At 58.8% G+C, this 21,844-nt stretch carries 21 protein-coding genes and 1 tRNA gene; 14 read left to right on the top strand and 8 right to left on the bottom strand.

Annotated elements, in window-relative coordinates:
• Positions 1 to 15 precede the first annotated feature (15 nt).
• Positions 16 to 492, bottom strand: a complete 477-nt coding sequence (locus I6E42_RS00755; RefSeq protein ID WP_235369820.1) for a DUF4830 domain-containing protein — start codon at positions 490 to 492, stop codon at positions 16 to 18.
• A 163-nt stretch (positions 493 to 655) separates the two neighbouring features.
• Here I6E42_RS00755 and I6E42_RS00750 point away from each other — a divergent pair, with 163 nt between their 5' ends.
• The 5 genes from I6E42_RS00750 to I6E42_RS00730 all read left to right on the top strand — a co-directional run bounded on the left by I6E42_RS00750 (position 656) and on the right by I6E42_RS00730 (position 5,840).
• Positions 656 to 1,381: a pseudouridine synthase gene (locus I6E42_RS00750; RefSeq protein ID WP_235369817.1), complete on the top strand. Its 726-nt coding sequence runs from the start codon at positions 656 to 658 to the stop codon at positions 1,379 to 1,381.
• Positions 1,382 to 1,485: 104 nt separating this feature from the next.
• Positions 1,486 to 2,577: a PucR family transcriptional regulator gene (locus I6E42_RS00745; protein WP_235369815.1), complete on the top strand. Its 1,092-nt coding sequence runs from the start codon at positions 1,486 to 1,488 to the stop codon at positions 2,575 to 2,577.
• A gap of 320 nt (positions 2,578 to 2,897) precedes the next feature.
• A complete protein-coding gene (gene ftsE / locus I6E42_RS00740; RefSeq protein ID WP_235369811.1) occupies positions 2,898 to 3,587 on the top strand; it encodes a cell division ATP-binding protein FtsE in 690 nt (229 codons plus the stop codon).
• A complete protein-coding gene (ftsX, locus tag I6E42_RS00735; protein WP_235369809.1) occupies positions 3,571 to 4,461 on the top strand; it encodes a permease-like cell division protein FtsX in 891 nt (296 codons plus the stop codon). The genes ftsE and ftsX overlap by 17 nt, the downstream gene beginning before the upstream one ends.
• 143 nt (positions 4,462 to 4,604) lie before the next feature.
• Complete coding sequence (locus I6E42_RS00730) at positions 4,605 to 5,840, top strand: murein hydrolase activator EnvC family protein (RefSeq protein WP_235369808.1); 1,236 nt, start codon at positions 4,605 to 4,607, stop codon at positions 5,838 to 5,840.
• An 892-nt stretch (positions 5,841 to 6,732) separates the two neighbouring features.
• On the opposite strand, the gene I6E42_RS00725 is transcribed toward I6E42_RS00730, so the two are convergent.
• The gene (locus tag I6E42_RS00725; RefSeq protein ID WP_235369807.1) at positions 6,733 to 7,428 is read right to left on the bottom strand and encodes a hypothetical protein; all 696 of its coding nucleotides are present in this window, start codon (positions 7,426 to 7,428) and stop codon (positions 6,733 to 6,735) included.
• A 292-nt stretch (positions 7,429 to 7,720) separates the two neighbouring features.
• Between I6E42_RS00725 and I6E42_RS00720 the strand changes: the two genes are divergently transcribed.
• Positions 7,721 to 7,794 (top strand) — tRNA-Gln (locus I6E42_RS00720).
• 77 nt (positions 7,795 to 7,871) lie between these two features.
• Here I6E42_RS00720 and I6E42_RS00715 read toward each other — a convergent pair.
• The 5 genes from I6E42_RS00715 to I6E42_RS12665 form a co-directional block, all read right to left on the bottom strand.
• Complete coding sequence (locus I6E42_RS00715) at positions 7,872 to 8,009, bottom strand: hypothetical protein (protein ID WP_235369805.1); 138 nt, start codon at positions 8,007 to 8,009, stop codon at positions 7,872 to 7,874.
• 37 nt (positions 8,010 to 8,046) lie between these two features.
• Complete coding sequence (locus I6E42_RS00710) at positions 8,047 to 8,814, bottom strand: peptidoglycan recognition protein family protein (RefSeq protein WP_235369803.1); 768 nt, start codon at positions 8,812 to 8,814, stop codon at positions 8,047 to 8,049.
• Positions 8,801 to 8,986, bottom strand: coding sequence for a hypothetical protein (locus tag I6E42_RS00705; RefSeq protein ID WP_235369797.1), 186 nt, complete (start codon positions 8,984 to 8,986; stop codon positions 8,801 to 8,803). Before I6E42_RS00705 ends, I6E42_RS00710 begins: the two co-directional genes overlap by 14 nt.
• On the bottom strand, positions 8,983 to 10,218 hold the full coding sequence (locus I6E42_RS00700; RefSeq protein ID WP_235369795.1) for a leucine-rich repeat domain-containing protein: 1,236 nt from the start codon (positions 10,216 to 10,218) through the stop codon (positions 8,983 to 8,985). The genes I6E42_RS00705 and I6E42_RS00700 overlap by 4 nt, the downstream gene beginning before the upstream one ends.
• A gap of 88 nt (positions 10,219 to 10,306) precedes the next feature.
• Positions 10,307 to 10,669: a hypothetical protein gene (locus tag I6E42_RS12665; RefSeq protein ID WP_268841823.1), complete on the bottom strand. Its 363-nt coding sequence runs from the start codon at positions 10,667 to 10,669 to the stop codon at positions 10,307 to 10,309.
• A 270-nt stretch (positions 10,670 to 10,939) separates the two neighbouring features.
• Here I6E42_RS12665 and I6E42_RS00690 point away from each other — a divergent pair, with 270 nt between their 5' ends.
• The 8 genes from I6E42_RS00690 to I6E42_RS00655 all read left to right on the top strand — a co-directional run bounded on the left by I6E42_RS00690 (position 10,940) and on the right by I6E42_RS00655 (position 20,094).
• On the top strand, positions 10,940 to 11,833 hold the full coding sequence (locus I6E42_RS00690; protein ID WP_235369794.1) for a class I SAM-dependent methyltransferase: 894 nt from the start codon (positions 10,940 to 10,942) through the stop codon (positions 11,831 to 11,833).
• 97 nt (positions 11,834 to 11,930) lie between these two features.
• A complete protein-coding gene (locus I6E42_RS00685) occupies positions 11,931 to 12,779 on the top strand; it encodes an energy-coupling factor transporter ATPase (protein WP_235369792.1) in 849 nt (282 codons plus the stop codon).
• Between the two features lie 73 nt (positions 12,780 to 12,852).
• Positions 12,853 to 13,722, top strand: coding sequence for an energy-coupling factor transporter ATPase (locus I6E42_RS00680; protein WP_235369786.1), 870 nt, complete (start codon positions 12,853 to 12,855; stop codon positions 13,720 to 13,722).
• The gene (locus I6E42_RS00675) at positions 13,723 to 14,532 is read left to right on the top strand and encodes an energy-coupling factor transporter transmembrane component T family protein (protein ID WP_235369785.1); all 810 of its coding nucleotides are present in this window, start codon (positions 13,723 to 13,725) and stop codon (positions 14,530 to 14,532) included.
• A gap of 10 nt (positions 14,533 to 14,542) precedes the next feature.
• Positions 14,543 to 15,295, top strand: coding sequence for a tRNA pseudouridine(38-40) synthase TruA (gene truA / locus I6E42_RS00670; protein WP_235369783.1), 753 nt, complete (start codon positions 14,543 to 14,545; stop codon positions 15,293 to 15,295).
• 503 nt (positions 15,296 to 15,798) lie between these two features.
• Entirely contained in the window at positions 15,799 to 16,968 is a 1,170-nt protein-coding gene (locus I6E42_RS00665) for a DUF5711 family protein (RefSeq protein ID WP_235369776.1), read from the top strand.
• Positions 16,969 to 16,996: 28 nt separating this feature from the next.
• A complete protein-coding gene (locus tag I6E42_RS00660; protein ID WP_235369774.1) occupies positions 16,997 to 17,692 on the top strand; it encodes a CvpA family protein in 696 nt (231 codons plus the stop codon).
• Between the two features lie 89 nt (positions 17,693 to 17,781).
• Entirely contained in the window at positions 17,782 to 20,094 is a 2,313-nt protein-coding gene (locus I6E42_RS00655; protein ID WP_235369770.1) for an ATP-dependent Clp protease ATP-binding subunit, read from the top strand.
• A 78-nt stretch (positions 20,095 to 20,172) separates the two neighbouring features.
• On the opposite strand, the gene I6E42_RS00650 is transcribed toward I6E42_RS00655, so the two are convergent.
• Positions 20,173 to 21,639 (bottom strand): copper amine oxidase N-terminal domain-containing protein, encoded by a 1,467-nt coding sequence (locus I6E42_RS00650; RefSeq protein ID WP_235369768.1) that lies wholly within the window; start codon positions 21,637 to 21,639, stop codon positions 20,173 to 20,175.
• Positions 21,640 to 21,844 lie beyond the last annotated feature (205 nt).

The following is a 21,844-nucleotide window of genomic DNA, read 5'->3' as shown; positions in this document are numbered from 1 at the left end:
CAGCCCCCGGGGCCTTCAGGGCATGGCCAGCCCGTGGAGGAAGCCGTCCAGCTGGGGGGAAAGTACCTCTCCGGCAATGACGGTGTTCTTGGAAATCAGCAGGTTGGCCTGGACTCCGGCCTCCCCTGTGGGATAATTGGTGATCTCATAGGTGTACCGTTTCGCCCGTTTCCCGGCGTATTTTTCCAGATGAAAGCCCTGTTCGCTCTGAAGGGCCAGATACTCCGTATAACTTTCGTCCAGTTCTTCGGGGATCAGAAGCTCCTGGGTGGCCACGGGCTCCTCCATTACCTCCCAGCCGTAGGAGCGCAGATACTCCACCCGGTCTGCATTGGAGCGGACCCCTTTGGGATTGGGCGCGGCCGTGGCGGCCGCCTCCCGGACGACCCCGCTGCCCAGGTTGAGCACCAGGGCGCAGCAGCAGGCCAGAGCCGCCAGCGCCACCCCAACGGCCAGCTTCCGCCGGGGCACCTTCGCGGTTACGATCAACACAGCGCATTTCTCCTTCCGTCGGCTTGTTCTCCCTTCAAGGTATGCGGCGGAGGAGGGGTTTATACGTATTTTTACAGGGCATTCGGGTGCCGGAGCGGGTTATGACGCGGTCCGGTCGCCAGAGTCCTGGGACCGCTTTGTTCTGTAGGAAGGAGGAACCGACATGGCGCGGGAACGTCTGGATAAACTGCTGGCCTCCACCGGGCTCTGGTCCCGGAAAGAGGTCAAGGACCTGGTCCGTCAGGGCCGGGTCTTGGCCGGCGGCGTACCGGTGCGGAAGCCGGAGGAAAAATTTGATCCCCAGACTGACTCCATTCAGGTGGATGGGGCGGAGGTGGACTGCGCCCCCTTCGTCTATCTCATGCTCCACAAGCCGGAGGGATTGCTGTCCGCCACTGAGGACCGGACGCAAAAGACGGTGCTGGACTTGCTGCCGCCCCACCTGCGCCGCCGGGGCCTGTTCCCGGTGGGACGGCTGGACAAGGACACCACCGGGCTGCTCCTGCTCACCGATGACGGCCCTCTGGCCCATGAATTGCTCTCCCCCAAAAAGCATGTGGACAAGGTGTATCTGGCCCGGGTGGAGGGGAAAGTGGACGAGGCCGATGTGGCCGCACTGGCTGCCGGTATGGTGCTGGGGGACGGGCTGCAATGCCTGCCCGCCGGACTGGAACCACTGGGGGATGGCTCCTCCTGTCTGGTCACCCTCCGGGAGGGGAAGTATCACCAGGTCAAACGGATGCTGGCCGCCCGGGGAAAACCTGTTTTGGCGCTGAAACGGTTGTCCATGGGCCCTTTGTGCCTGGATGAGGAACTAAATCCGGGGGAATGGCGCCCATTGACGTCTGAGGAGACGGGAAAACTGAAAAGGGCTGTGGAGCTGTCCTGAGAGTTTGGTCGTTTTCCACAAAAAAATAGCGAAAACCTCTTGCCAAACCGGGGGCGGACCCGTTATAATAGTACCAGCGTTTGGAAGTTTTAGGAGGGATCGATGTGTCGAGCAGGATGTTCCAGGGTGTCGTCCTTCAGATGAAGGACAGCGTCAATCGTATGGTGGGTGTCATTGATTCCGATGGAATTGTCGTTGCCTGCAGCGAGCTGACCTGCATTGGTGAACACTGGTCCGGAGCTGTGGCCGCGGTCAATGCCGCGGATAACGGTACCGCTTATTTTGAAGGAAAAACCTTTAAGCCGCTGGCCGGCTGGGGGGCTCAATTTGACTACGCCGCCTTCGTCAAGGGCGAGGATGACGTGGCTGCGTCCCTGTGTGCCATGGCTGTGGTGGCCTTTAACGGAGCCAAGACCTATTATGAGGAAAAGCACGACAAGGCCACCTTTGTGAAAAATATCATCTCGGATAATATTCTTCTGGGTGACATCTACACCCAGGCGAAGGAGCTGCACTTTGTCTCCGAGGCCCCCCGCGCCGCTTTCCTGGTGCGTCAGCTGGGGCCCGCCGACGTGAGCACCATCGATGTGATCCAGAATCTGTTCCCTGATAAGCAGACGGATTTCGTCATCTCCATCAATGAGACGGATGTGGCCCTGATCAAGCAGTTGCCAGAGGGCGCGGACGCCAAGGATCTGCAGAAGATCGCCAAGCAGATCTCCACCGCTGTCACCCAGGAACTGGGCATCAAGGTGGTTATCGGTATCGGTACCGTGGTCAACCACATCCGGGACCTGGCCCGTGCCTATAAGGAGGCCGGGGTGGCTATCGACGTGGGCAAGGTTTTTGAGACGGAAAAGACCGTCATCAACTATGAAAATCTGGGCATTGGCCGTCTGATCTATCAGCTGCCCACCATCCTGTGCCAGATGTTCCTGCAGGAGGTCTTCAAGAAGAATCCCATCGACGCCCTGGATCAGGAGACGCTGCTCACCATCAACAAGTTCTTCGAGAACAACCTGAACGTGTCTGAAACCGCCCGGAAGCTCTTTGTCCACCGGAACACCCTGGTGTACCGTCTGGAGAAGATCAAGAAGCTCACAGGTTTGGACCTGCGGGAGTTTGATGACGCCATCACCTTCAAGGTGGCTCTGATGGTCAAAAAGTACCTGATTTCCCGGGGAATTGAGTCCTGATTTTGAATGGAAAGCCGCGCCGCCCATGCAGATGGGCGGCGCTTTTTTGCGCAAAAGGGAGAAAAAACCTCCGCCTTTGCTGGGGCCAATCGGCAAGTGGAGGATTAAAAGTTACAATATAGTAACAAAAATTACTGAAAAGTTACAAAAGCAGGGGAGGGACAGCGTTACAAAATTCACGAAAGAAAACGAAATCCCCTTGAAATTGTCATTTACATAACGCAGGAACTGTGGTACACTTTTTACAAAGCGGCTCTTTTGCCGTAACATTTTCCTGAGAAAAACGTCTGATAACATAAGAACAGGATTCGGAGGAGCACATGATACGGCTCATTGATGTATATAAAGAGTACGATAACGGAACAAAGGCCCTGAAAGGGGTCAATATGCGCATTGATGACGGGGAATTTGTCTTTTTGGTGGGGCCGTCCGGCTCCGGGAAATCCACGGTTATCAAACTCATCACCGGAGAGATCGCGGCCACCGAGGGGCGGCTGATGGTCAACGGCTACAACCTGAACAACATTGCCCCCCGGCAGATCCCTTACATGCGGCGTACCCTGGGCATCATCTTCCAGGATTTCCGCCTGATCGAGAAGAAGACGGTCTATGAAAACCTGGCCTTTGTCATGCGGGCCATCGGAGCCTCCAACCGGGAACTGCGGCGGCGCATCCCCTATGTGCTCCAGTTGGTGGGCCTGGAGCAGAAAGCGGACCGCTACCCCGGCCAGCTGTCCGGCGGCGAGCAGCAGCGTGTGGCCATCGCCCGCGCTCTGGTGAACAACCCCAGCATGATCATCGCCGACGAGCCCACGGGCAATCTGGATCCCCAGCGCTCGCTGGAGATCATGATGCTGCTGGAACGGATCAACGAGCTGGGCACCACTGTGCTGGTGGTCACCCACGAGGAAGAGCTGGTCAACAAATTTACCAAGCGGGTGGTAGCCATCCAGGACGGACGGATCATCAGCGACGAGACAGGCGGGTACTACAATGGCGAGAAAATTTGATGCGGGATATTATTTCAGCGAAGGCTTCCACTCCATTTTTACCCACGGCTTTATGTCCTTTGCCGCCGTGTGCATGATCGTAGCCTGTCTACTGATCATGGGCTCCTTCTCTCTGCTGGCGGTCAATCTGGACCACATGCTGGGGGACCTGGAGGCGGAAAATGAGTTTTTGGCCTACATAGAGGAGGACTATACCGAGGAGCAGGCCCGGTCGCTGCAGACCAAGATCGAGGCGGTGCCCAACGTCTCCCAGGTCACGTTTGTGACCCGTCAGGAGGCGCTGGATGACTTTCTGGAGGGGCGGGAGACCAACGACCTGCTCAACTCTCTGCCTGCCGAGGTGCTGCGGGACCGCTACCGGATCCATGTCACGGATATTGAGCGGCTGAAAGAGACTTCGGAGGCGGTGCGGCAGGTGGCTGGGGTGGCCAATGTGCGGGCGGCTGTGGAGATCGCTCAAGGCTTCGTACTGGTCCGCAACATCGCCACCGGCGTGGCTGTGGTGCTGATCGCGATCCTGGCGGTGGTCTCCCTGTTTATCATTGCCAACACCATTAAGCTGGCCACCTTCTACCGCCGGGAAGAGATCGCCATCATGAAGATGTGCGGCGCCACCAACGCCTTTATTCAGTGGCCTTTTGTGGTGGAAGGCATGATTCTGGGCCTGACGGGGGCGCTGATCGCCTTCTTTGCCCAGTGGGGCTTGTACCAGCTGGTGGGCAAGCTCATCATCCAGGGCAACGGCCTGTCTCTGGTGACCATCCTTCCCTACGCCGACATGATCAAGACGATCCTTCCGGTGTTCTGCGGGACCGGCGCCCTGATCGGCGTGGGCGGCTCCCTGCTTGCCATCCGGAAGTTCCTTCAGGTCTGATGGGGAAGAGGTGAGCACATGAAACGTCAAAAGAGACAGCGTATCATGATGGCGGTGCTGGCGGGGCTGATGGTGGTGGCCATGCTGCTGCCCATCCTGGCCAATATCCTGATCCGCTGACCCGCATTTCAAGAGGTAACAGAATGAAAAAGAGACATACCGGGTTCCGAAAGTTCCTGGCGCTGGCTTTGACCCTGGCATTGGTGCTCCCCCTGACCGGACCCGCGGTGGTCATGGAGGCCGGCGCCGTGACTCAGGCGGAGATCGACGCCCTGAAATCGGATGCAAGCAAGCTGAACGACCAGAAAAAGGACATTCAAAATCAGCTGAAATCTGTTCGCGCGGACAAGAGCAAGGCGTTGGATCAGAAGGAGCTGCTGGAGCAGCAGATCGACGTCATCGTCAATGAGATCAGCAATCTGGACGCCCAGATCAGCAAGTACAGCGAGCTGATCGGAGAGAAAGAGACAGAGCTGGCGGAAAACGAGGCGGACCGGCAGAAGCAGTATGAGCTGTTCTGCCAGAGGGTCCGCACCATGGAAGAGGAGGGGGAGGTCTCATACTGGTCCATCCTGTTCTCCTCCAGCGACTTCTCTGACTTGTTGGATAACTTTATGATGATCGAGGAGATCATTGAGTACGACAACGGCATCATGGAGAATCTGCTGGCCCTCCAGAGGCAGATCGAGGAGGACAAGGCGGCGCTGGAGTCGGCCAAGGCGGAACAGGAGTCTGCCAAAGCGGCCCAGGTGGCGGCCCGGCAGGAGCTGAAATCCCAGGAGTCCGAGGTGGACAAGCTCATCGGAGAGATCAGCGCACAGGAGGACCAGCTGGAGAAGATAGAGGCTGACCTGAAAAAAGCGGCCGACGCGGCCAACGCGGAGATCAAGAAGAAGGAGCAGGAGCTGGCCAGCCAGATCAAGAATGTTCCCAGTGAATCCGGTTTCCTCTGGCCCCTGACCAACTACAATACCTTGTCCTCCCTGTTCGGAAACCGGATCCATCCCATTACGGGCAAGCCCAATAACCATACCGGCATTGACATCCCCGCGCCCAAGGGAACACCCATCCTGGCGGCCAAAAGCGGTGTGGTATCCATCTCCACCAAAAACAGATCTTATGGCAACTATGTGGTGGTGTCCCACAGCGACGGCACCAGCACCCTCTATGCCCATATGAGCGCGCGGAGCGTCAGCGAAGGCCAGACGGTCAAGCAGGGCCAAAAGCTGGGTGCAGTGGGCACCACCGGATCTTCCACCGGCAACCATCTCCATTTTGAGATCCGGGTCAACGGAAGCCGGGTGGACCCTGCGAGTTATTTTAAGGATAAGACCCTCTATGTCACGTATAAGGGTCAGAAAGTTCTTCTGAGCCACTGAGTGTATGAAGAAGCGCGGCCCTGTTCCCGGGGCCGCGCTTTTTGTGAAGGCGTAAATTTTAGTTTCGCTGCTCATGGAAGCGGAACCCTATGTGATGTAGGGCAAGGGCTCTGCCCTTGCCTTTGACGGAGGTGCTGCTTTGACGAACGTTATTCTGCGTTCAGGCGGGGCGGCCCCTTGGGGCCGCCGTCCCAGAATGGTAAAGAGTGGAAAATCTCGCCTGCGGGCGGGACGAGGATGGGGATATTTCGCCCTGCGGGGCGAGTTACTTTGCCTGCGGCGGCAAAGTAACCAGAACGCCGCCGGGGACGCCGGCCCAAGAAAGCACGAAAAATTTCTCCCGTTGGAAATTTTTCCGCACTTTCATGCCGCCTGTCCCCGGACCCCTTTTTACGGGGGTGTTCTCCTGGCCCGGTACACTCGCGTCCGGCGCCTATTCCCTGGTTTTGGTGCCCCGTCTTCCGGGCCTTCGGCCCTGAGTGAAACGAGTTTGAATAAGGACTGCCACTGAATATCAGCGACTGCATTTCCGAATTGTGCGGCGTGGTTCCTGACTGCGCTGCCACGCCCCGCTGTGCAAAACTTGATTCAGTGGCACTTCCCACCGGGCGGCCCCGGCTGTAAGGCACATCAAAAGCAGCTTTTGCCCGTATCGAGGCGGGCTGTATTGCTGATCCCACGTAAAACCTCCGGATTTTGCGAAGCAAAAAGGCGGTGTGAGTCCATTCGAATTTTGCGGCCTGGGCCGTTGGTTCCTTTTGCATCGCTGCAAAAGGAACTCGCCCCCCAGGGTGAAATCCCTTACCCCTATAAACGAAAATTTTGTTAGAGGATATTTTGATACGACGCTAACAGCCCCCTGTCCTGAGAAGGACAGGGGGCTGGTGATTGGTCATTCATTTTCCGGGATGGGCATGGGCGCGGCTATTTTAGCCGGGTCGGTGCGGCTGTAGTCCTGGGCGATAGCTGCCAGCGCCACATCCTGCTCCTCCATGAGAACCGTTACTTTTTCCAGACTTGCTTCCGCCTTGCCAAGTTGATCCGCGGCGTGGGAAACGGTAGACTCAATTTGAGCGCGCAGGGCGTCATATTCCCGCTCCACTTTCTGAAACCACTGTTCCATTTGCCGCCGGAGCTGGCTGGCCTGTTGTTCCGCCTCCTCCTGAACGGCTTGAGCACGGCGGTGGGCCTCCAACTCCACGCCGGCGGTCCGCTCCTTGACGGCGGCGTAGGCGGAGGCATCGGGCTCCAGTGCGGCGACCCGTGCTTTCAGAGCGTCGATCTCGCATTGAGCAGCCGCCAACTCTCCGTTCTTCTGGCTACACTCTGTCCGGCAGGAGGACAAGGCCACATTGGCCTGCTCCAGTTGGGCCTTCAGACTCTCGTTTTCCTGCCCCAACCGCTCCAGCTGTTCCTGCTGATCCGTCAGGTCGGCATCCTGCCGGGTCACGGTTTCCAAAGAACTATCCAGCTTTTGCTGGAGCTCCTCCTGCTGACGGGCCGCCTCCTGGGCGGTGGCTTCCAGATATGTTAAAACGTCCTGCCGGTTGAAGCCGCCGAATACTGCGCTGCGGAAGGGATGATCCATGGTACGCACCTCTCTCAAGTAATGCTTGAAACATTTGCTCATGTCGATTTTTTCATATTTTAACACAGGGTGACGACAATTACAATCTTTTCCCGCGGGTTCGTCAGGAAACCTCTCTTTTGTTCGCTCTGGGGCCCGTTTCTTCAAAGAAACCGGTACACCGGATGCCTTGCGCCGTATTTGATCGATTTTCGAAAATTTTGCCGCCGGAAGAAAAAACTGAAATTTCCCCTTGACATTTCGAAATTGTTTGCTATAATATCACTTGTGCTTGCGGCAAGCGAGTACAAATAGCGGGATTGTGTAAGGGTAGCACGACAGACTCTGACTCTGTTTGTGAGGGTTCGAATCCTTCTCCCGCTGCCATGAAGAAACCCTAGAGCCTCAACGGTTCTAGGGTTTTTCGTTTGCTTTTTTCAGCTATTTTCCTTTACGTTTTCCCTTTACAGCCCAGAAACGCTCTCAATGTAGCCCTGCATACGGTTGGCGCTGTCCTCTTTCATCCGGTCGGAGACATGACCGTAGACATCCAGGGTGAACGCTGCCGTGGCATGACCCAGATTCCCCTGCACGGTTTTCACATCGTCCCCATTCTGGAGGAACAGGACAGCGTATGCTTTACCGGTTTGCGGCCGCTCTGGCCATGATGGCAGCTTCCTCCCGGGTCACCAGATCCCGGGGGCGGCTCCCGTCGGTCAGGCCCATTGCCTTGGCGTCGGCCAGCAGACCGGGCATGGCCGCTTCTTGCTGGGCCAGCTCCTGACGATACCGGGTCATGTACTCCAGCCACTGTTCGTAGGTCACAGTCTCATCTCCTTCCATCGTCCGGGCCAGGTCAGCCCGGAAGTCATCCATACTCTTGCCGAACTTGGGAAACCAGTGGAGCACGTCGGCGTGGTTGCTGGCGATGCCGCGCTGATAGCCCTCTGCGTGGCAGATGACCACGCCATCGGCCAGCGGGTCCAGGCCGTACTCCTTGCAGAGGTAAGCCGTCAGCTCCACGGCCTCCCGGTACACCGCCTGAAAGTAGCTGGCATCTGTTAGGCCGTCCTCGCAGATCTCAAAGGAGATGTGGGTGTTGTTGGCGCTGATGCCGCTGGTGCCTGTGCCGCAGTGCCAGCCCCGCATGGTCCAGGGCAGAGTCTGGTAGGTGGCCACGGAGCCGTCCGCCAGCTTGCCGATAAAGGCATGGGGACAGGCACCCACCCCACTCTGGTTCCAGTGCCGGAGGGACGGCTCTCCCAGTAACCCGTCGTTGGGGGCCACGTAGCGGCTCAGACGGGGGTTGTTGGCCCCAGTGGAGTGGACCATGACGCCCTTGGGGGTGATGGTACGCCCGGCGCGGTAACAGTCGTTGTTGGTCAGGATGCATTTATGCAGATTCATAATCGATCTCCTGTTCTATTGGTTCGTCCGTTTCAGTGTATGTGCGCCCGCTGTTCAGCGGATCAACGGCCTCGCTGTACCTCGCCCCGTTCCGTTCGATCATCATTCCTGCGTCAGACCAGGTGCGCTGATACTGTTTGTCTCGAATCGTGACAGCTTCTGTTTTTATCATGCCGGTTCCTCCTGCATATAAGAAGCATAAGTAGTCCAGTTCGTGGCTGTTTGGTATGCCTCCAGGAACCCCACCGGGACGTAGATAACGCAGTCGGAGGGTATACTGGTGAATGCGTTGGTGTTGTACAGCGTAGGCGGCTTTGTGGGCTTGAGGTGATACTTGGCTATGCCGTAGCAGTACTGGAACACATAGGAGCCGATGCTGGCTACACTGTCAGGGATGGTGAGACTTGACAGCGAGGGGCATTTGTTGAACGTCTCGTTGTTGATGATGGCTACACCGTCTGGGATAGTTATACTTGCCAGCGAGGAGCAGCTACTGAACGCACTGTTGCCGATGCCAGTTACACTGTCTGGGATAGTTATACTTGCCAGCGAGGAGCAGCTACTGAACGCACTGATGCCGATGCTGGTTACACCGTCCGGGATAGTTATACTTGCCAGAGAATAGCAGTACTGGAACGCATAGCCTTTGATGCTGGTTACACCGTCTGGGATAGTTATACTTGCCAGAGAATAGCAGTAACGGAACGCATGGATATCGATGCTGGTGACATTAGAACCAATTTTTACATCTTGCAGTAGATTGCAGTAAACTATTCCGTTATTTCCCGTACTGCCCATGACGCAGTACGAAGACGAAGCAGCCCCAAGCCCCAGCGTACAGCCCTCTGCCGGGTTCAGCGTAATCGTGTAATCCCCCGCCTCCGTGTATTGGTGAGTGGTGTTTACATTGCCGGTCCCAGCCAAGGTTTCCGTTGCGCTTCCGTCTCCCCAGTCGATGGTCACGCCGTTGGCCACGGTCTGGGAGAAATACAGCGGCACATGGCTCCGGGCCGTATCCCACACGCGGATATGCAGTCTGGTCTTGCCGTCGTCGGTGATGTACATAGCGCCCACATTCATTGGCCTGGTCAAGGCGTTGATGTCCGCCAAAGACCAGTTCCATCCCTGGAACACCAGGCCATCATGGGTGGGGCCGTCCGGCAGGGCGGTCAATGCCTGGGCTTCCGCCAGGGTGTAAGAGGCCACAAGGGTTCCGTCATAATCATAGAAATTGACGTCCTTCAGGTCAACGGATGATGTGGCACCGCCGCCGGAACCCGTTTGAATAGCCCGGATAGCCGCCGCCATTTCGGCGGGCTTGTAGAGGTTCGTGAGTCCGTTTTTGGACCGGATGGCATCGGCAATGCTCTGCAGGCTGGAATCCCGCACCAAAACCTCACTCATCAGTATTCCGCCTCCTCCGCGTTTGTGATGGCCTGTGCCGTCCACACGCCGCCTATGACACGGGCAAATTTCCCGTTGTCTGCCTCTGTCACCGCGGGAAGACCGGTCCCGGGCTCACCCTGAGGACCGGGTTCTCCTTGCGCTCCCGGCGCCCCCTGGGGCCCCTGGGGGCCGGCCTCGCCCTGAGGGCCCTGCGCGCCTGTTGGGCCTGCGGGGCCGCGAATATCAACAGAGGCCGGATTATCCAGTCCGCCGTCAGCGTGACGCCTGCGCCGCCCTCCATGGACTCCAGGGTGATGACGTCCATGTCCTCACCGACCTGGACCAGTATGGACCAGGTGTAGCCCTCCGGGAGCTCGCCCACCACCTCCAGGCGGCGGGACAGGTTGTCGTACTGCCGGGCGATGACGCCTCGTGGAGCTGTGATCTGCCAGTTGCTAAAAATAATCATGGTATGATAATATCCCCCCTTACCCAGGGCGGGCAGCTGTGATGTGTTGACCGTATACGTACACCTTTCGGAAAATTTGGCGGAGATATGGACTGCGCTGCCGTCATACAGAATCTGAAACAGGAGTCGCCCCATTTCCGGACACGAAAGTGTCCGGATTTTTTTCAGGGAAAGTTCCCGGGTGGGTCCCCAAATTCATTGACTGAAATCCTTTGAAATGATATACTATCTTAGTTTTAATTTGTATTAAGCTGGAAAGGTGTGCCTTTTATGTGGCTTTCCAATCAATGGAAGGATTATGAACTGATCGACTGCGGCCGGGGTGAGAAACTGGAGCGCTGGGGAGATCAATTGCTGGTTCGGCCCGACCCCCAGGCCATTTGGAATACGCCCAGGACCCACCGCGGCTGGAAGGTGAACGCGGGGCGGTACGCCCGTTCCTCCACCGGGGGAGGCCAGTGGCAGAACAAATCCATGCCTGAGCGGTGGACTGTCTCTTACCGGGACCTGACCTTCAACATCAAGCCCATGAACTTTAAGCACACCGGACTGTTTCCCGAACAGGCCGCTAACTGGGACTTTGCCCGGGAGCAGATCCAGAAGGCGGGCCGGCCCATCAGCGTGCTCAATCTGTTCGCCTATACCGGCGGGGCCACAGTGGCCTGCGCCGCCGCGGGAGCCAGCGTCTGCCATGTGGACGCGGCCCGGGGGATGGTCCAGTGGGCCAGGGAGAACGCCAAAAGCTCCGGCCTGGAAGACGCGCCCATCCGTTGGATCGTGGATGACTGTGCCAAATTCGTGGAGCGGGAGATCCGCCGGGGCCGGAAGTACGACGCCATCATCATGGACCCGCCATCCTATGGCCGGGGACCCACAGGCGAGGTGTGGAAGCTGGAAGAAAACCTGTATCCCTTTGTGGAATTGGTCTCCGGCGTGCTGTCCGACGACCCTCTGTTTATTATTTTGAACTCCTATACCACCGGTCTGGCCCCCAGCGTGGTCACTTATATCCTGGAGACGCTGATCTCCAAAAAATACGGCGGCCATACCGAGAGTCAGGAGCTGGGCCTGCCCGTCACCGAGAGCGGTCTGGCCCTGCCCTGCGGAGCTACAGGGCGCTGGACCGCGTCGCCGCAAAGCCCGCGCCATTCTGTTTCCCGCTGACGGGAAAAGCTTCCCGTTGCTCCTCCTCTCCCACCAAACCCGTTCCGATGGGCTTGCGCGGGGTCCCAATCTCTCACCACAACGAGGTATTTGAGCTATGAATCATCCAATCATCGAAACAAACGGCCTGCGTTTTTCCTATACCACCGCCGAGGGGGTGGCGCCCACCGTGCTGGACGGCGTGGATGTGGCCATTGAGGAGGGCTCCTTCGTGGCCATTCTGGGCCACAACGGCAGCGGGAAATCCACCCTGGCCAAGCATATGAACGCCATTCTCCTGCCCTCCGGCGGCACAGTGTATGTGGACGGCATGGACACCGCAAACGAGGACAAGCTGCTGGACATCCGCCGCACCGTGGGCATGGTGTTCCAGAATCCGGATAACCAGATCGTGGCCAACGTGGTGGAGGAGGACGTGGCCTTCGCCCCGGAGAACCTGGGCATCCCCCCCGAGGAGATCCGCCGGCGGGTGGATGACGCCCTGAAGGCCGTTGGGATGTATGAGTTCCGGGAGCATGCCCCCCATCTGCTGTCCGGCGGGCAGAAGCAGCGCATCGCCATCGCCGGGGTCATCGCCATGCAGCCCCGGTGCATCGTGTTGGACGAGCCCACCGCCATGCTGGACCCCATCGGACGGGCCGACGTCCTGCGCACCATCAAGGAACTGAACCGGACCCGGGGCGTCACCGTGGTCCTCATCACCCACCACATGGACGAGGCGGCCCAGGCCGACAGGCTCATTGTCATGGCTAAGGGCAGGGTGGTGGCGGACGGCACGCCCAAGGAGGTCTTTTCCGATGTGGAGGGCCTGAAGGCCGTGGGGCTCACCGTTCCCCACACCACCCAGCTGCTGTGGGAGCTGCGTCAGGAGGGTTGTGACGTGCCCCTTGACGCCCTCAGCGACGAGGAGTGCGCCCGGGTCCTGTATACCCTGTTGAAACGATAAGACATCCCGATTCTTCTATCCTTCGGGTATGACCCCAAGGGGCATACACCATTTTGAACAAGGACGGTCTGCAATGGAAGCGATCATTGAAACCAAACAGCTCTCACACATCTACTCCGCCGGAACTCCCTTTGAGCGGGGGGCTCTGGTTGACGTGGACTTCACCGCCTACAAGGGCGAGTATTTGGGCATTATCGGCCACACCGGTTCGGGCAAGTCCACCCTGATCCAGCACCTGAACGGCCTGCTCAAGCCCACCTCCGGCCAGGTGCTGTTCCAGGGCCAGGACATCTGGTCCGACCCCAAGCTCACCCGCTTTACCCGGTTTCAGGTGGGGCTGGTGTTCCAGTACCCGGAGTACCAGCTTTTTGAGGAGACGGTGTATAATGACATTGCCTTCGGCCCCAAAAATATGGGGCTGGACGAGAAGGAGATCGACCGCCGGGTCCGGGAGGCCGCCTATTTTGTGGGCCTGCGGGACGACCAGCTGGACAAGTCCCCCTTTGAGCTGTCCGGCGGACAGAAGCGCCGGGTGGCCATCGCCGGCGTCATCGCCATGGAGCCCAAGGTGCTGATCCTGGATGAACCCACCGCCGGTCTGGACCCGGTGGGCGTGGAGTCCATTCTGGGCAACATTCGGGACTACCATCAGGTCCACAACGCCACCATCATCCTGGTCTCCCACTCTATGGAGGAGGTGGCCCGGACGGTCGACCGCCTGGTGGTGGTCAACGACGGCCGCATCCCCTTCCACGGTACGCCCCGGGAGGTGTTCCAGCACGGTGGCGAGCTGGAGCGCATGGGCCTGGGCGTGCCCCAGATGACCCGGGTGTTCCACCGCCTCCGGAACATGGGGGTGGACATCGATCCCTCGGTGTACACCATCGACCAGGCCAAGGAAGCGATCCTCCGCAAGCTGAGATCCGGAAAGGGGGCGGTGTAAATGGCATTGAAAGACATCACCCTGGGCCAGTATTTCCCCGGGAATTCCCTGGTCCACCGGCTGGACCCCCGCACCAAGCTCATCGCCGTGGTGCTGTATATCGTGGCCCTGTTCCTGGCCAAGTATTTCGTCACCTACGCCATCATGTTCGGGGTCCTGGCCCTGTCCATCGCGATCTCCCACGTGCCGCTGAAATCCATTCTCCGGGGCTTGAAGCCGGTGCTGTTCATCGCCATCTTCACGGCGGTGCTCAACCTGTTTTACACCACCGGCACCCATGTGCTGGTCCATTTCTGGATCTTCACCATCACTTTGGAGGGCGTGTTCCAGGCGTTTTTCATGGTGGTCCGGATCATGATGCTCATTTCCGGTACCTTCCTGCTGACCTATACTACGTCTCCCATCCTGCTCACCGACGGCCTGGAGTCCCTGCTGAACCCGCTGAAGAAAATCAAGGTCCCCGTCCATGAGCTGGCTATGATGATGTCCATCGCCCTGCGGTTTATTCCCACTCTGATCGAGGAGACGGACAAGATCATGTCCGCCCAGCGGGCCCGGGGCGCCGACTTTGAGAGCGGCAACCTGATCCAGCGGGCCAAGGCCCTGATCCCCCTGCTGGTGCCCCTGTTCATCTCCGCCTTCCGCCGGGCCGACGAGCTGGCGGTGGCCATGGAGTGCCGCTGCTACCATGGCGGCGAAGGGCGCACCCGCCTGCGCCAGCTGCGCTACCGGGGCATCGACTATATGACCATCGCCTTCTTCCTGGTGGTCACCGCCGCGGTGTTTGTGCTGGCCCGGTTCGGTCTCTGAGGAGTGGGCCATGGAACGCAATATCGCTTTAAAGCTGATGTATAACGGCACCGCCTACCACGGCTGGCAGGTACAGAAAAATGCCGTTTCGGTGGCGGAGACCTTGGAAAAGGCCCTGTCCACGGTGGTGTGCCACCCGGTGAAATGCACCGGAGCGGGACGCACCGACGCGGGGGTCCATGCCGAGACCTATGTGGCCAATTTCCGTACCACCTCCACCATTCCCTGTGACCGCATCCCCCTGGCGGTCAATACCCGGCTCCCCAATGACATCGTGGTGGTCAAAGCCACTCAGGTGCCCATGGAGTTCAACGCCATCGGCTCCTGCCACCGGAAGGAGTACACCTACCGGATCTACAACTCCCGTCTGGGCAATCCATTCTATGTGGACCGGGCCTGGTTCTACCCCAAGCACTTGGACGAGTCGGTGATGAGACGGGCGGCGGAGCAGTTCGTGGGGATTCACGACTTCCGGGCGGTCCGTTCCGTGGGCACAGAGACGAAAACAACAGTGCGCACGGTCTACTATTTCGACGTGTCCCGCCAGGGAGATTTGATAGAGTGTAAGGTGTGCGCCAACGGTTTTCTCTATAACATGGTCCGGGCCATGGTGGGCACCATCGTCTACGCCGCCGAGGGCAAGCTGTCCCCGGAAGATATTCCCGCCATTCTGGAGTCGGGCAACCGGACTTTGGCCGGCCCCACCGTCCCGCCCGGGGGGCTGTACATGACCAGACTGTGGTACGACGAGGACGTGCTGTAAATTTTAGTTTATAGATCAGCGAGTCTTTACTCTGCGGGACGAACCGGTGCGTGTGTCCGCTGAATAAGCTGCACGTAGCGGAGGGGATCAACGCAGTCGGGGACCACGCTGCGGGATTCGGAAACTCAGGCGCCAGTATTAGCGGCAATCCGGATTCCGGTTTGTTCCACTCAGGGCCGAAGGCTCGGAAGGAGGGGCAGCAAAACCAGGGGATGTGCGCCGGACATGAGGCAGGCTTTTTTGTAGGACGCCCTTGGGGACCGGGGCCGAAGCCCCGGAGATTTTTTGGGTACTTTTGTATCTCTACAAAAGTACCTCGCCCGGGGGCGAAACTTCCCCACTCCCCCGTCCCGCCCGCAGGCGAAGTGTTCAAGCGCGCAGATTTCTCCCGGTATTTGGTCCACCCGGAAAAGGCAAGGGCAGAGCCCTTGCCCTACTAAAATTTACCGCTTCAATCTGTTTATATGTTATGTCCACATACCTCATCTGTAGGGGAACACACCATGAACCAAGAAACGACGGCCAAGAAGCCGAAAAAACCGAATATCATTCTCCGGTTGCTTGCCCTGCTGGTAACGGCGGCACTGGTACTTGGAGCACTGGCCCTGGTAGTTTACCGGGACCGTTTTAATTTGAACGCGCTGAAGCGCTGGTTGTCCTACCGTAATCTGGAGACGGGGGAGACCGGCGAGGCCTTGCCCTTCACCCACGCCGGAGGCGACAAGCTGTCGGTGGCTTATCTGGAGAATGGCGTTCTGATGTCTTCCGCCACCGGGGCCCACTACTACTCCTTTTCCGGTGAAAAGTACGCCGAGGAGGTTCTGGCCATGGAGAATCCGGTCCTCTCCGCTTCGGACAAGACGGGGGTGGTCTACGATGCCGGCGGCCAGTCCCTGTTCCTGTTCCGGGGTACTGAGGAAGTGTTCAACCTGACTTTGGACGGCGGCGCTGACCTCCTGTCTGCCCGGGTCAACGACAGCGGCTGGCTGGCGGTCACCGCCCAGCAGAGTGGATTCAAGGGGGCCGTCACCGTTTACAACAACCACGGCGGCGAAGTCATCCGGATCAGCCTGTCCTCCACCTTTGTGGTGGATGCTGCCCTGTCTCCTGACTGTAAGACCGTAGCTGTGGTCACCATGGACCAGGAGGGCGGCGCGTTCCGCAGCAAGGTCCTGTTCTACCCGGTGGACCAGAAGGAACCCCAGGCGACAGTGGATCTGGGCAGCTGCGCGGTACTGGATCTGGACTATGAAAACGGGGCCCTGTGGGTCCTGGGAGAGGACCGCATGCTTATTGCCGATCCCAAGGCGGGCACCGTTCAAACGTATTCCTTTGGACGCTCCTATCTGAAGGGATGCGATTTCGGCGGGGATGGCTTCGCCCTGCTGCTCCTGAGCCGTTACCGGGCGGGGGCCGCCGACCAGGCCTTGACCATCCTACCCGACGGCACGGCCAGCGCTTCCCTGAATCTGTCGAGCCAGGTCCTCTCCTTTGACAGTGCTGGGGGCTATTGCGCTTTACTCACCGGAAGCGATCTCACCATCTACACCCGGGACCTGACTCCTTATGCGGACCTGCCTGATACCCAGGCGGCCCGCCATGCCGCCTTGTCCCCCAATGGCTCCGCTCTGTTGGCCGATGCCCAGCAGGCCTGGCTCTATATTCCTGATTGACCCACCCAACGCGATTCGGAGGCACTCTATGACATATTCCTATCTGATTTTTGACGCTGTTATCGTTGGCTTGCTGCTCCTGGCCGTCTGGCGGGGCTATAAAAAGGGATTCGTTTTGACCCTGTGCGGTTTTTTGGCCCTGTTCGTTGCCTTTATTGGCGCTACTGTGGTCTCCAACGCCCTGGCTGAGCCGGTGGCCCGCAGCATTCGGCCCATTGTGGAGCAGCAGATCCAGCAGGTGCTGGACGAGAAAGCGTCCAGTGCCGCGGCCGCCGCCGGGGAAACAGCGGCGGAACATATTTCCATACCGCTTCAGGAGGCACTGGACCTGTTGAAGGACACCAAACTGTACAAGGGCTTCGCCGACGCCTTCCAGAAGTCGGTGAATGACGGGATGGTAGCCGCCACGGCCAACGCCGCCCGGGTCATCTCCGACTACATTGCCAGACAGGTGGCGCAGATGCTCCTGTTCCTGGTTTCCTTTGTGCTCCTTCTGGCGGCCTGGTATCTCATCAGCCATGCGCTGGACCTGGCCTTCCGCCTGCCGGTCCTCTCCGCCCTGAACCGCTGGAGCGGCGCGGCTCTTGGCCTGTTCCGGGGCGGCCTGTTTATCTTTATCGCCTGCTGGCTGCTGAAAGGGAGCGTCCTGCCTCAGGACGCCATCCAAAACAGCTATCTGCTGAAATTTTTCTGCACCGTCAGCCCGCTGACCCTGCTTTTCTAAAACTTTACAGAGCAATATTCATGACCAGTTCATAATTGGGGTGTATCATCATCCCCAAATGGAGTTTTCCCGGAAAGGAGCGCACGCTTATGCAGCCTACTATGTGCAGCCGCTGCGGAAAAAATGTGGCTGTGATCTTTATCACCAAGCTGGAAAACGGCACCTCGAAAAATGAGGGGCTGTGCCTGAAATGTGCCAGAGAGCTGGGCATTAAGCCCATTGATGATATGATGAAGAAAATGGGCATCACCGACGAGGACCTGGATAATCTGACCAATGAGATGATGTCCGCCTTCGGCGGGGCCGAGGGGATGGAGGGGCTGATGAATCAGCCCACCGACGACGGCGAGGAGGACGATGGCCGTACCGCCACCTTCCCCTTCCTGAACCAGCTGTTCGGCGGAGGTGCGCCTGCCGCCCCCCAGCAGCCCGCTTCCGGCGATGGAAGCACACCGCCGCGGCCGGAAAAGAACGGCTCCCCCAAGCAGCCCAAGCGGAAGTTTTTGGACAGCTACTGTATCTCTCTGACCCGGAAGGCCAAAGAGGGAAAGCTGGATAAACTGATCGGCCGGGAGCGGGAGGTGCTGCGGGTCATCCAGATTCTGAACCGCCGGCAGAAAAACAACCCCTGCCTCATCGGTGAGCCCGGCGTGGGCAAGACCGCCATTGCCGAGGGTCTGGCCCAGAAGATCGTCCAGGGCGAAGTGCCCTATAAGCTGCTGGACAAGGAGGTCTACCTCCTGGACCTGACCGCCCTGGTGGCGGGTACCCAGTTCCGCGGGCAGTTTGAGAGCCGGATGAAGGGCCTGATCGAGGAGATCCGGAAGCTGGGCAACATCATTCTGGTCATCGACGAGGTCCACAATATTGTGGGCGCCGGCGATGCCGAGGGCTCCATGAACGCCGCCAATATCCTGAAGCCTGCCCTCTCCCGGGGCGAACTCCAGGTCATCGGCGCCACCACCCTCAACGAGTACCGGAAGCACATCGAAAAGGACACCGCCCTGGAGCGGCGATTCCAGCCCGTCATCGTGGAGGAGCCCTCCATTGAGGACAGCGTGAAGATCCTGGAGGGCATCGCCCCCTACTACGAGGCCTACCACCAGGTGACTGTCTCCCAGGAGATGTGCCGCCAGGCCGTTGTCATGAGCGAGCGGTATATCACTGACCGCTATCTCCCGGACAAGGCCATCGACCTCATTGACGAGGCCTGTTCCAATGTGAACCTGAACAACAAATACCTGGCCCGTCTGGCCGAGGTGAAAAAGGAACTGGCCGATCTGGCCAAGGAGAGAGAGGTCATGATGGCCGCCGCCACCGACGAGTCCTACCAGCGTCTGGCCTCCATCCGGAGCATGGAGCTGCGCCTGGAGGCGGAGCAGCAGGGCCTGGAGGAGAAGGAGCAGCCCGCTCTGACCCAGGAGCATCTGGCCAATGTGATCGAACTGTGGACCAATATCCCCGCCAGCCGCATCCAGGAGCAGGAGTTCCAGCGTTTGGCCCAGCTGGAGGAGCGGCTCAAGGGACATATTATCGGCCAGGACGAGGCTGTGGCCGCCGTGGCCGCCGCCGTCCGCCGTGGCCGGGTGGGGATCTCCCCCAAGCACAAACCGGTCTCCTTCATCTTCGTGGGCTCCACCGGCGTTGGCAAGACCGAATTGGTGAAGCAGCTGGCCGCGGATCTGTTTGACACCCCTGAATCCCTCATCCGCCTGGATATGTCCGAGTTTATGGAGAAACACGCCGTCTCCCGGATCATCGGCTCTCCTCCGGGCTATGTGGGCTATGACGAGGCGGGGCAGCTCACCGAGAAGATCCGGCGGAAGCCCTATTCCGTGGTGCTGTTTGACGAGATCGAGAAGGCCCATCCCGATGTGCTGAACATTCTGCTCCAGATCCTGGACGATGGCCGCATTACCGACGCCCACGGCCGGACCGTGAACTTTGAGAACACCGTCATCGTCATGACCACCAACGCCGGCAGCAACACCAAGGTCGGCTCCGTGGGCTTTGGCCGCACCGCCAATGAGCAGGGGAAAGAGCGGGCCCTGAAGGCCCTCAACGAATTCCTGCGCCCCGAGTTTATCAACCGGGTGGACGAGATCGTCTACTTTAACCAGCTCACCGAGGACAACTTCAAGGGGATCGCCGTGCTGATGCTCAAGGAACTGGCCGGGGCGCTGGCGGACAAGGGCATCACCTTCTCCTGGGAGGATTCCCTGCTGGACTACCTGGTCCAGAAGTCCTACTCCGCCGCCTACGGCGCCCGGAACCTGCGCCGGCTCATCCAGAAGGAGCTGGAGGACGCCATCGCCGTCCGGCTCATCGAGGGCTACGCCCATCCCATCTCCCAGCTGAAGGCCGTGGCCGAGGACGGCAAGATCCAGCTGCTGGCGATGTAAATGCAGAACAAAAGAAGAGAAAGAAGCGCCGCCGCCCAACCGGGCGGCGGCGCTTGTTTCTCTGTGATTTCTTGAACATTATTCCAGACCGGCCAGCATCTGGGTCAGATCGACCACAACGGCGCCGGTGGGGGGAGCGGTGACAGGCTTGAGCTTGGTGGATTGGTAGGTTCCGTCCATATTCATGTACATGTTGAGGGAGAACATGTCACCCATAACCATCTCCATGCTCAGATCCATTTCCAGCGTCTTGTCCTTCATGGTGACGTTCATCTCCATGGCGGCGTCGGGGTCCAGGGCGGCCATGGTGACTTCATAGCCGTTGATCTGGGAGCCGCTGGTATACAGGACGAAGGTCATGACCACGCCGTCTTGTTCCAGGGTGCTCACGTAGCTGGAGCCGGACTTCCGGAAGGCGCTGTCACCCAGCAGGGCGTTGAGCTGGGCCAGATAGTCGGAGGTGGTCAGGTCGGCGCTGGTGAGGGGCATGACCTTCAGCATGGCGGCCAGGGTCTCCTCAAAGCTGGCGTTCAGGGAGTTGGTGGACAGCTGTATCAGGGAGGCGTAATCCATACCCAGCACATCGCTCATCTGGTCGAACATGGCGCCCATGTCCAGCTTGAACCAGGCGTTGGCCATGTCGGGCTGTTCCATGAGCTGGGCCAGAGCGGCAGACTGGAAATAGAAGATGCCGTCGGTCATATCGCCACGCATCTCAAAGTCAATGCTCAGGGGGAACTGGGGCATACCCTCTTGCCCGGCCATGGCGGCGGTGAGGTCCTGACCGTCCATCAGCATGCTCATGTCCATGGTCATGTCGGTGTCGAACTGGAAGGCAGTGGAACCGGATATCACCATGCTGTAGTCACCGTCCACAGTGAAGCCCATGTCCATGGTGGAATCCTCGCCGGCGGCGTTCATATTCATGTCGAAGGCATATCCGCCGGTGACCTTCTGGTTCTGATCCATGAAGCGCTTGCTGTAGGCCAGGTATTTGTCCATCAGGGTGTAGGTCTCATCATTGGCGGCCAGGATGGCGTCCACGTCATCGATGATGACGGTGTTTTGGTAGGCGTCCCAGCCCACGCGGCAGCCCAGAACCTCGGCCGCAAAATCGGGGGAGACGTAGGTGCGGTAGACGGAGGTGTCCACATAGGGGGTCACGTCGGTCTCAACTACAGTGGTCTCGCCGCCCTTGGTCAGGGTGATCTGGTTCTTACCGATGGTGAGGGAGACGGTGGTGTCTCCCTTGGTGGCGGTGACGGTTTCAGTGGCGCTGTCCCAGGTCATGTCCTCTGCCGCGAAGCCCAGATTCTGGAGCAGGGCGATGTAAGGAACGGAGGGACGGCCGTCCCGGAGCTTCGGCACCGCGTCGGTGAAGACGGCAGGCTCTCCGTTGACCAGCATGGAACAGTTTTCCAGCTGCTCGGGGAGAAAGCTGGGGGCGGGGCTGATGAGCAGGTCGCTCTCGGCGGCGAAAGCGGAGACGCTCAGAGAGAGTGTCAGTACAGCGCCGCAGAGCAGTGTGCGGAACAGCTTTTTCATACATACAACTCCTTATTGATTTTTGAAGCAAAACCATGTTCCTTTCCTATAAAAGCATTATAATCATTCCAAAAGATAGGGTCAACGGCTTTACGGAAATTTAATGGCATTTTCATGTTTGATTTTAATAAGACACCAATATGGTGTCAATAGGACACCATACAAATTGAGACAATATTGATACCATATTTCCATAAGGAGATGG

The organism is Pseudoflavonifractor phocaeensis (assembly GCF_021531815.1).
In the GTDB taxonomy this organism is placed as follows: domain Bacteria; phylum Bacillota; class Clostridia; order Oscillospirales; family Oscillospiraceae; genus Lawsonibacter; species Lawsonibacter phocaeensis_A.
Note: the sequence above shows the minus strand (reverse complement) of the source record. Positions and strands in the feature narration are given on the sequence as shown.

Coding starts and splice junctions, on each gene's coding strand:
- I6E42_RS00680 (WP_235369786.1), top strand. CDS start 12,853: ATGGAAGCGATCATTGAAACCAAACAGCTCTCACACATCTACTCCGCC.
- I6E42_RS00665 (WP_235369776.1), top strand. CDS start 15,799: ATGAACCAAGAAACGACGGCCAAGAAGCCGAAAAAACCGAATATCATT.
- I6E42_RS00700 (WP_235369795.1), bottom strand. CDS start 10,218: ATGAGTGAGGTTTTGGTGCGGGATTCCAGCCTGCAGAGCATTGCCGAT.
- ftsE (WP_235369811.1), top strand. CDS start 2,898: ATGATACGGCTCATTGATGTATATAAAGAGTACGATAACGGAACAAAG.
- I6E42_RS00655 (WP_235369770.1), top strand. CDS start 17,782: ATGCAGCCTACTATGTGCAGCCGCTGCGGAAAAAATGTGGCTGTGATC.
- ftsX (WP_235369809.1), top strand. CDS start 3,571: ATGGCGAGAAAATTTGATGCGGGATATTATTTCAGCGAAGGCTTCCAC.
- I6E42_RS00705 (WP_235369797.1), bottom strand. CDS start 8,986: ATGATAAAAACAGAAGCTGTCACGATTCGAGACAAACAGTATCAGCGC.
- I6E42_RS12665 (WP_268841823.1), bottom strand. CDS start 10,669: ATGATTATTTTTAGCAACTGGCAGATCACAGCTCCACGAGGCGTCATC.
- I6E42_RS00660 (WP_235369774.1), top strand. CDS start 16,997: ATGACATATTCCTATCTGATTTTTGACGCTGTTATCGTTGGCTTGCTG.
- I6E42_RS00730 (WP_235369808.1), top strand. CDS start 4,605: ATGAAAAAGAGACATACCGGGTTCCGAAAGTTCCTGGCGCTGGCTTTG.
- I6E42_RS00685 (WP_235369792.1), top strand. CDS start 11,931: ATGAATCATCCAATCATCGAAACAAACGGCCTGCGTTTTTCCTATACC.
- I6E42_RS00650 (WP_235369768.1), bottom strand. CDS start 21,639: ATGAAAAAGCTGTTCCGCACACTGCTCTGCGGCGCTGTACTGACACTC.
- I6E42_RS00750 (WP_235369817.1), top strand. CDS start 656: ATGGCGCGGGAACGTCTGGATAAACTGCTGGCCTCCACCGGGCTCTGG.
- I6E42_RS00710 (WP_235369803.1), bottom strand. CDS start 8,814: ATGAATCTGCATAAATGCATCCTGACCAACAACGACTGTTACCGCGCC.
- I6E42_RS00690 (WP_235369794.1), top strand. CDS start 10,940: ATGTGGCTTTCCAATCAATGGAAGGATTATGAACTGATCGACTGCGGC.
- I6E42_RS00675 (WP_235369785.1), top strand. CDS start 13,723: ATGGCATTGAAAGACATCACCCTGGGCCAGTATTTCCCCGGGAATTCC.
- truA (WP_235369783.1), top strand. CDS start 14,543: ATGGAACGCAATATCGCTTTAAAGCTGATGTATAACGGCACCGCCTAC.
- I6E42_RS00725 (WP_235369807.1), bottom strand. CDS start 7,428: ATGGATCATCCCTTCCGCAGCGCAGTATTCGGCGGCTTCAACCGGCAG.